The 8,690-nt window shown below is 70.9% G+C and carries 7 protein-coding genes; 1 reads left to right on the top strand and 6 read right to left on the bottom strand.

What is annotated here, in order from left to right; translation table 11 throughout:
- Positions 1–1,521 (top strand): D-alanyl-D-alanine carboxypeptidase family protein, encoded by a 1,521-nt coding sequence (locus tag AC3ENQ_RS10915; protein WP_431804517.1) that lies wholly within the window; start codon positions 1–3, stop codon positions 1,519–1,521.
- Between the two features lie 160 nt (positions 1,522–1,681).
- Here the strand turns inward: AC3ENQ_RS10915 and AC3ENQ_RS10920 are convergent, their stop codons facing one another.
- The 6 genes from AC3ENQ_RS10920 to AC3ENQ_RS10945 all read right to left on the bottom strand — a co-directional run bounded on the left by AC3ENQ_RS10920 (position 1,682) and on the right by AC3ENQ_RS10945 (position 8,379).
- Entirely contained in the window at positions 1,682–3,274 is a 1,593-nt protein-coding gene (locus AC3ENQ_RS10920) for an SLC13 family permease (RefSeq protein WP_431804496.1), read from the bottom strand.
- 22 nt (positions 3,275–3,296) lie between these two features.
- Positions 3,297–4,649 carry a magnesium transporter gene (gene mgtE / locus AC3ENQ_RS10925; protein ID WP_431804498.1) on the bottom strand — a complete coding sequence of 451 codons (1,353 nt, stop codon included), beginning with the start codon at positions 4,647–4,649 and terminating at the stop codon, positions 3,297–3,299.
- Positions 4,650–4,764: 115 nt separating this feature from the next.
- Entirely contained in the window at positions 4,765–5,547 is a 783-nt protein-coding gene (locus tag AC3ENQ_RS10930) for an EI24 domain-containing protein (RefSeq protein WP_431804500.1), read from the bottom strand.
- A gap of 88 nt (positions 5,548–5,635) precedes the next feature.
- The gene (locus AC3ENQ_RS10935; RefSeq protein WP_431804501.1) at positions 5,636–6,115 is read right to left on the bottom strand and encodes a MarR family winged helix-turn-helix transcriptional regulator; all 480 of its coding nucleotides are present in this window, start codon (positions 6,113–6,115) and stop codon (positions 5,636–5,638) included.
- A 25-nt stretch (positions 6,116–6,140) separates the two neighbouring features.
- On the bottom strand, positions 6,141–6,614 hold the full coding sequence (locus AC3ENQ_RS10940) for a MarR family winged helix-turn-helix transcriptional regulator (protein ID WP_431804503.1): 474 nt from the start codon (positions 6,612–6,614) through the stop codon (positions 6,141–6,143).
- A gap of 1 nt (position 6,615) precedes the next feature.
- A complete protein-coding gene (locus tag AC3ENQ_RS10945) occupies positions 6,616–8,379 on the bottom strand; it encodes an MFS transporter (RefSeq protein WP_431804505.1) in 1,764 nt (587 codons plus the stop codon).
- Positions 8,380–8,690 lie beyond the last annotated feature (311 nt).

Consider the following 8,690-nt stretch of genomic DNA (forward strand, 5'->3'; position numbering starts at 1 on the left):
ATGGAAGACGCCCGCCCCTCCTCGCGGCGCGCGCGCCGAGAAGCGGCGCACGCGGGCGGTGCAGACATCGTCACGGGCGACGACGCCACGACGAGCAGCGATGCGCAGGATGCCGCGGGCGACGGCTCCGATCTCGCCGCGCCCGGTCTCGCCGACGACGACGCGGCGGCCTCGGCGCACGCAGGTGTCGCGCTCGCCTGGCTCAGCGACGACGAGGTGACGCCGCGTTACGCTCCCGCCGACCTGACCGCGTCGACGCACCCCTACGCGGTCGCCGCACCCGACCTGCTCGCCCGGCGTCCGCGCCGCTCACCGGTCCGCGCCGGCACGGTGGCGCCGGTGCTCGCCGCGCTCGGACTCGCCGGCGCGTACGCCGCGTCAACGCTCCTGTGGCCGCTGTACGCCGTCACTCCGACCGTGACCGAGACGGCGATCGCGGACATCGCCGCCCCGGCATCCGCCGTGGCGTGGCCGGCCGAGGGGTCGGCCGCTGTGGGCATTGCCGGGTTCGATTCCGTCGCCGCCTCGACCGCCGACCCTTCGTCGATGGCGAGCATCACGAAGATCGTGACGTCGCTCATGATCCTCGAGCAGATGCCGCTCGCACCCGGCGAGAGCGGACCCGAGTTCGCCTTCACGGCCCGCGACCGCCAGACCTATTACGCCTACCTCGCGGACGACGAGTCGGCGCTGAACGTGCCGGTCGGCGGATCGCTCACGCAGTACCAGATGCTGCAAGGCATCCTCATCGGCTCCGCCGGCAACTACACCGACCGCCTCGCGAGCACCATCTGGCCGACCGACGCGGTCTTCGCCCGCGCCGCGCGGACGTGGCTCGATCAGCACAACCTGCCGGGCATCACGATCGTCGACCCGACCGGCATCGACCGCGGGAACACCGCCGATCCGTCCTCGCTCATCACCCTCGCCCGCCTCGCCCTCGCCGACCCCGTGATCGCCGAGATCGTGCGGACGCCGTCGGTCACCCTGCCCGGCGCCGGCGAGGTCACGAACACCAACGACCTGCTGAGCGACCCGGCGGTCGTCGGCATCAAGACCGGAAGCCTCCGCGGCACCTTCAACCTGCTCGCCGCGAAGGAGCAGGCGGCGGGCGACACGACGCTCCGCGCCTACGCGGTCGCGCTCGGCCAGTCAACCGACGAGGCCCGCGACGGCGAGACGGCGCGTCTGCTCACCGACGTGCTGGCCGAGGCATCCCAGCCCCGCGTACTTCCCGCCGGAACCCCCGCGGGCACCGTGTCGACGGCGTGGGGCGTGACGGTGCAGATGGCGACGGATGCCGACGTGTCGCTGCTTCTCTGGAACGGCGCGAGCGCGGCGGTGACCTCGGATCTCAGCCTCGGCGACGCGCGCGCCGCGAACGACGCCGTCGGCACCGTCGCGACGAAGGGCCCGCTCGGCTCGGCGACGACGGGCGTGCACCTCACGGCCGACATTCCGGGGCCGGATGCCTGGTGGCGCCTTACCCATCCGCTGCAGCTCTGGGGCCTCGCCGACTGACGCGCCGGGCCGCGCCGCCCGCCCTGGCCCCCGGTCACGCCCCGTCCGGCCATCGAGGTGCCGGCATCGGTCGCCATCCCCGACCCGTGACGACCAATCGCGGCACCTGGGCGCGCCCGCCGCGCGCCGCGCCCCGCAGCACGCAGCCCGCACGGCCGGTTCAGAACGGCCAGATCAGCGGCACGTAGACCACCGCGACGGCGAGGTAGACGAGCATGAGCGGCACGCCCAGCTTCCAGTAGTCGCCGAACCGGTATCCGCCGGGCTGGAGCACCATGAGGTTCGCGGGCGTCGCGACGGGGGTGAGGAATGACGCCGCACCCGCGACCGTCAGCGCCATCATGAACGGCAGGATGCTGAGGTCGAGGCTCTGCGAGATCGCGACGGCGATCGGCGTCACGATCAGCACCGTCGCGACGTTCGAGATGAACTGCCCGAGCACCATCGTCAGAACGCACAGCACCAGCAGGGCGAGCTGCGGCGAGGTGGATCCGATGACGGCGAGGACCGCGTCGGCGACGCGGCCCGCAGCTCCCGTCGAGATGAACGCCGCCGACAGCGGCACCATGCCGGCGATGAGGATCACGGTCGTCCAGGAGATCGCCCGGTACGTCTGGGGGATCGTCAGGACTCCCGACAGCACCATCGCTCCCGCGGCGAGCAGGCCGGCGACGGCGGGGGGCACGAGACCCGTCGCGAGGAGCACGATCATGACGGTGAGGATGCCGAGGGCGCGCTTGGCGCCGCGACCGAGCGGCACGCCGCGCTTGAGCGACTGCGGCGGCGTGACGGCGATGACGTCGGGCGAGGCGGTGTAGCGGGTCAGCGCCGCCCACGGTCCCTGGACGAGCACGGCATCGCCGGCCTGGAGGGTCAGGGACCCGGTCACCCCGATGCCGCGCGACGCGTTGGGGCCGCCGTCGTCACCGCGCCGGAGCGCGAGGATGACGAGATTCTCGTCGGCTGTCGTCATGCCGGCGCTGACCGTGCGGCCGATCAGACGCGAACGCGGGGCGATGAGCACCTCGGCCACGCCGTCGTTCGCGGTGAAGATTGCGTCGGTGGTCAGGTCGACGTCGTAGCTCTTGCGGAGCGTCCGCGCGTGCGCGCTGGGGTCGGGTGCCTCGGAGAAGTGCTCGGGCACCCGGGCGGGCAGCAGCCTGTCGCCGCCGAGGGTGACGACGAGGATCGTCAGGACGACGAGCGGGATGCCGACGAGCGCGAACTCGAAGTAGCCGAACTCGCGACCTCCCGCCGCCGCTGCGGCCTCGGAGACGACGATGTTGACGGGTGTGCCGGTGAGGGTGAGGAGCGAGCCTGCGCTCGCCGCGAACGCCAGCGGGATGAGCAGCTTCGAGGGCACGAGCCCCGCACGCACGGCGACGACGACCACGACCGGCAGGAGCGCGGCCACCGCGCCGTTGATCGAGATGAACCCCGACAGCAGGGCGACCATCGCGCCGATGACGATCGTGAGGCGCACGCGTCCGGTGCCGGCGCGGGTCACGACCTGCTGCCCGAGCCACGCGGTCACCCCCGTCGCATCCAGCGCCTCGCTGACGACGAAAAGACTCGCGATGAACAGGACGGTCGGGTCACCGAACCCCGACATCGCCTCGGTGAGGGTGAGCACCCCCGTCGCCCACAGGGCCAGCGCCACCCCGATCGAGACCACCGCGAGCGGCACGCGTCCGCTGATGAACGCGACGACCGCGAGCGCGAGGATCAGGAACGTCCACCCGGCGGGATCCATGGCACGAGCCTATCCCCGGGCCTCACCGCAGTCCGAGCAGCCAGGTCGCGATGAGGAAGTAGATGACGAGGCTCGTCGCGTCGCAGAACGTCGAGATGAACGGCGTCGAGAAGACGGCCGGGTCGGCGTGCACGGCGCGCGCGAGCATCGGCATCGCCCCGCCGACGGTGGCGGCGAGCGTGCAGACGGCGACGAGGGTGAGCCCGATCACCGCGCCGAAGCGCGCATCGAAGACGAGCGAGGCGAGCACGAAACCGAGCGTGCCGAGGAGTGCGCCGAGGACGAGGCCCACACGCACCTCCCGCCACGCGACGGAGAGCACGTCGCGGGCGCCGACCTCGCCGAGGGCGAGAGCGCGCGTGACGGTCGTCGCCGCCTGCGCGCCGGTGTTGCCCGCCGTACCGGTGAGAAGCGGGATGAAGAGGGCGAGGGTCACGACCTCGGCGAGCTGGTCCTCGAAGACTCCGAGCACCTGCACCGTCAGCAGGGCCGAGACGGCCAGGACCAGAAGCCACACGACGCGCGAACGTACGATCCCGAAGACGGGGACGGTGAGGTAGGGGCGGGTGAGCGGCTCCGCGGCGCCCTGCCGGGCGGCATCCTCATCATCGGCGTCCTCGAGGATGCGCGATGCGTCGTCGATCGTGAGGATGCCGACGAGGCGATCGTCTCCGTCGACGACGGGCGCGGCGAGCAGCTGCGCGTCGACGACGCGGCGGGCAGCGTACTCGGCGTCGTCGGTCGCCCGGACGGTGCGGGCCTCGACCATGACCTCGCCGACGGTGCGGTCGGAGGCATCCATCACGAGCTCGCGCAAACCGATCACACCCTGCACCCGCCGCTCGTCGTCGGTCACCGGGAGCATGTAGATCGTCTCGGCGTCCTTACCGCGGTGCTGGACGTGCGCGAGGGCGTCGCCGAGGGTGAGGCGCGGGCGGAGCGCGACGTACTCGGGGCTCATGAAGCGCCCGATGCTGCGCTTGGGGTACCCGAGGAGCGGGAGGGTGAGCTCGCGCTCGCCCGCCGACAGGCCGCGCATGAGATGCTGCGCGACGGTCGCGGGGAGCTCGTCGACCAGCTGGGCGCGGTCATCGGGGTCGAGATCCTCGAACACGCGCGTCGTGTCCTCCGCGCGGAGCCCCTCGATCAACTCGGCGCGCTGGGCGTTCTCGAGCAGCTCGAAGACCTCGAGCGCCGTGTCGCGGTGGAGCAGCCGGTAGAGCACGGCGCGGTCGGCGGCGTGGGGCTCCTGCTCCAGCAGCCGCGCGATGTCGGGCGGCTCGGTCGCCGCGAGCAGCACCGACAGAGCCGCCAGGTCGTGCGCGCGCAGCGCGGCGTTGGCCGCCGCGCGCAGGTTCTCGAAGTCCTCGTCCACACGGCGATTGTCACAGAGCGAGGTGACGCGGCGGTGGCGGCGCGGGACGGGTCGCCGGCGGGGATCCGTCGGAGAGGCCGTGCGCGGGCGGCGACGGCCAGCACCGGCCGTCGGCTCAGCGGCGGTCGGCGGACGCTGCGGGCTCCGACACGGCGGTGGGTGCGCCGGCGAGGAGCTCGCGCGCGAGAGCGGTCGCCCCCGCGACGGCGGCGGGCATCGTGACGACGGCGCCGAGCGGCACGAGGAAGCACAGCTGCGTCGCGACGCCGAAGCCGAGGACGCGAGCGCGGTGGCGGCGCCGCAGCGCACGCCGCTCCGGCGCGAGGATGCCGCGGGCCGCGAGGCCGCGCGTCGTCAGCTCGTCGGCGAGCAGCCACCCCGACATCCCGACGGCGACGACGAAGCCGATGAGGCCCCCGACGACGGGGACGAGGCCGCACAGCGCCGCGATGATCGCGCACACGATACCGCGGAGGAACAGCGCGAGGCCGTCGCGCGCGGCGCGCCAGAATCCGGTCGTGTCCTCGATGTCGGGTGTGCCGAGGTCACCTTCGACGGCGCGCCAGATCCGCTCGTAGAACGGGTCGCCGATGACGAGGGTGAGCGCCGTGAACGAGACGGCGGCGAGCACGATCGCCGCGCCGAGCATCGCCGTGCCGACCGCGACGCGCAGGATGCCTGCCCACAGGCTCGGCCACCCGTCGGCGAACGGGGTGACGAGGTCGGCGAGCGCCGGAAGCGACACCCCGAGAGCGACGAGCGCCGCGAAGAGCAGCACCGAGGCGATCGCCGCGGGGATGAGTCCGAGCGACATCGTCCGCGGGCGGCGGCGCCAGTACCCGAACCCGTGCACGAGCGTCGCGACACCCGCGCCGAACCCGCCCGTCGGCTCTTTCACCCGCTCAGCCTACCGAGGCCATCCCCTCGGCCTGCGCTCGCGCCGGACGCGCAGCGAGATCCAGGCGCGCAGCGAGGTCCGGACGCGGTCAACGGGCCAGGTCGCGCAGCACGTCGGAGACGCGGGTGAGGTCATCGACCGTCCATGCGCTGAGGCGCTCGCCCATCCGGGTTTGGTAATGCTCGCGCGCCTGGCTCAGACGCTCGCGCGCAAGGTCGGTGATCGCCAGCACGCGCGCACGGCGGTCGTCCGGGTCGAGACGGCTCTCGACGAGCCCGAGCTCTTCGAGCTGGCGCACATGGCGGCTGACCGCCGACTTGTCGGTCTGCAGGCGTTCGACGATCGCACTCGCCGATGTCGCCTTGCCGCTCGCGATCGCCGCGAGGACCTGGTAGCCGAGAGGCTGCAGCTCGGGGTGCACCCGCGCCGCGGCGTCTCGCCAACTCGCCCGGATGCGGCCGAACACCGCGCCGAGCTCCTGCTCGACGCGGGCGACGGCGGCCTCGCGGGCCCCGTCCGGCGCCGCCGCGTCGCCCGGGTGGGACGGCTGGGCGGCGGTCGCGGTCATGATCGTCAGTGTACGTGCGTGCCAGTCAGAGATCCGAGAGGCAGCGCACCACCTTGCTCGCCGCGGCAAGCTCGTCGGGGCTGAGGCCGGCGAGGATGGCGCGCAGGCGCGCGGCATGATCGGCTCGCAACGACTGCAGAGCCTCGTGCGCGGCGGGCGTCGCCGCGAGCACGCGCAGGCGCCCGTCCACCTCGTCGGGGCGCGAGACGACGAGGCCGAGGTCCTCGAGGGCGCGCACCTGCCGGCTGACCACCGACTTGTCCATCTCGAAGGCCTCGGCCAGCTGGTGGGCGTTGGCGGTCCCGGTGCGGGCGACGAACGCGAGCAGCTTGTAGCCGGCGGGCTGCAGGTCGGGGTGGATGCGCGACGCCGACTCCTTCCACAGCATCCGGGCGCGGCTGAACATCATGCTCAGCCGCCATTGGAACTCCGCCAGCGCGTCGTCCGCGTCGTCGACTCTCGCCGCGTCCTCTGCCAGTACCCCGGTCACCGTGCGCATGTCAGCCTCGGCGCTCCCCCGCGAGATCCGCCGCATCGGCGACGGTGCGCTCGGATTCCTGGTCCGTCCCGGCATCCGGCACGTCGTCTGCCTGCAGCAGGACAGCTCCGGTCGCGGTCGACGCGCCTACTTCGGCCTCGGCAACGCCGATCGCCGACTCCTCGGCCTGGTCGCGCAGTTGCTCGGCGGCGGTCTTGGTCGACAGCGGCTTGTTCTTCAGGAAGGCGATCGCGATGATCGCGAGCACGGCGAGCGGGATGGCGATGACGAAGACGTCGGCGATGCCGTGCCCGTACGCGGATTCGACGACCGTGCGGATCGTGTCGGGCAGCGCCGACACCTTCGGCACATCGCCCGAGCCCAGTTTCTTCAGCGCATCGAGCTCCGCCTGGCTCGTCGGAACGAAGCCGGCCAAGGCATCCGTCATGTAGTCGGTGACCTTGGTGGCGAGCATCGACCCCATCACCGTCACGCCGATGGTGCCGGCGATCGTGCGGAAGAAGTTGACGTTCGACGATGCCGCGCCCAGCTGAGTGGGCGGAGTGTCGTTCTGCACGATCAGGGTGAGGTTCTGCATGACCATGCCGAGACCCGCGCCGAGCACGAACATGTAGATCGCCACGAGCGTGAAGGGGGTGTCGTAGCGCAGCGTGGACATGAGGGTGACGCCGACGAGGGTGAGGATCGACCCCGTGACCATCCAGCCCTTCCACTTGCCGAAGCGGCTCACGAGCTGACCGATCACGATCGACGCGCCCATCTGACCGATGATCATCGGGATCGTCATGAGGCCCGACTGCGTCGGTGTCGCCCCACGCGCGAGCTGGAAGTACTGCGCCAGGAACACCGAGGTCGCGAACATCGAGACGCCGATCGCGATGGAGGCGATGACCGAGAGCGTGAAGGTGCGGTTACGGAACAGCGACATCGGAACGATCGGCTCGGGGACGAAGAACTCCACGACGATGAACGCGAGGATGCCGACGACCGCGATGATGCCGAGGATCCAGCTGGTGCTCGAGTTCCACTCGAACTGGCTGCCGCCCATCGAGACCCAGATGAGGAGCGTGGAGACGCCGACGGCGAGAAGGACGATGCCGAAGTAGTCGATCGACACCTTGGCGCGCTGCGGCTTGGGCAGGTGCAGCGTGAACTGCAGAAGCACGAGGGCGACGACGGCGAACGGGACGCCCACGAAGAAGTTGGCGCGCCAGCCCCACCAGTCGGTGATGACACCACCGAGGAGCGGGCCGCCGATCGTTCCCAGCGCCATGATGCCGCCGACGACGCCCATGTACTTGCCGCGCTCGCGCGGCGAGATGATGAGGGCGACGGCGATCATGACCAGAGACATGAGGCCGCCGACGCCGATGCCCTGGATGACCCGGACGGCGATGAGCATATTGGTGTCGGTCGAGAAGCCGGCGATCACCGTGCCGACGGTGAAGAGGATGAGCGAGAGCTGGATGAGGACCTTGCGGTCGACCAGGTCTGCGAGCTTGCCCCAGATGGGTGTCGAGACGGCGGTGGCGAGGAGGCTCGCGGTGATCACCCAGGTGTACTGCGACTGGGTGCCGCCGAGGTCGGCGATGATGACGGGCATCGAGGTCGAGACGACCGTGCCCGAGAGCACGGCGACGAACATGCCGACGATGAGGCCCGAGATGGCGGTGAAGACCTCGCGCGCGGATCGCGTGGGAGGCGTGTGTGAGGCGTGATGAGACGTGGCGACAGCGGTCAAAGTGAGGTCCTGATCCTTGCTCAAAGGTTGATCGACATCAACTATACCTCGTTTAGTTGCGTTTTGTCTACTATGGACGAATGTCAACCGTTTCAGGGCAAAGAAAAACCCCCGCTCAGCGGGGGTTTTCTGGCGGTGACGGTGGGATTTGAACCCATGTATCGCGAGCGCAGTCGCCATCGCTTCAATGCCGTGACCGCATAATCCCGCGGTTCGACCTCGTTCCCGGCTCCACTCGCCTCCCTTCATCTGCGTTCGTCTTTACCCACGCGTGTACCCGCTTGAGATATCTCTACGAGACCCCGCGCTAAGTCTCATGTTGACCCATCGCCTCC

The organism is Microbacterium sp. bgisy203 (genome assembly GCF_057706945.1).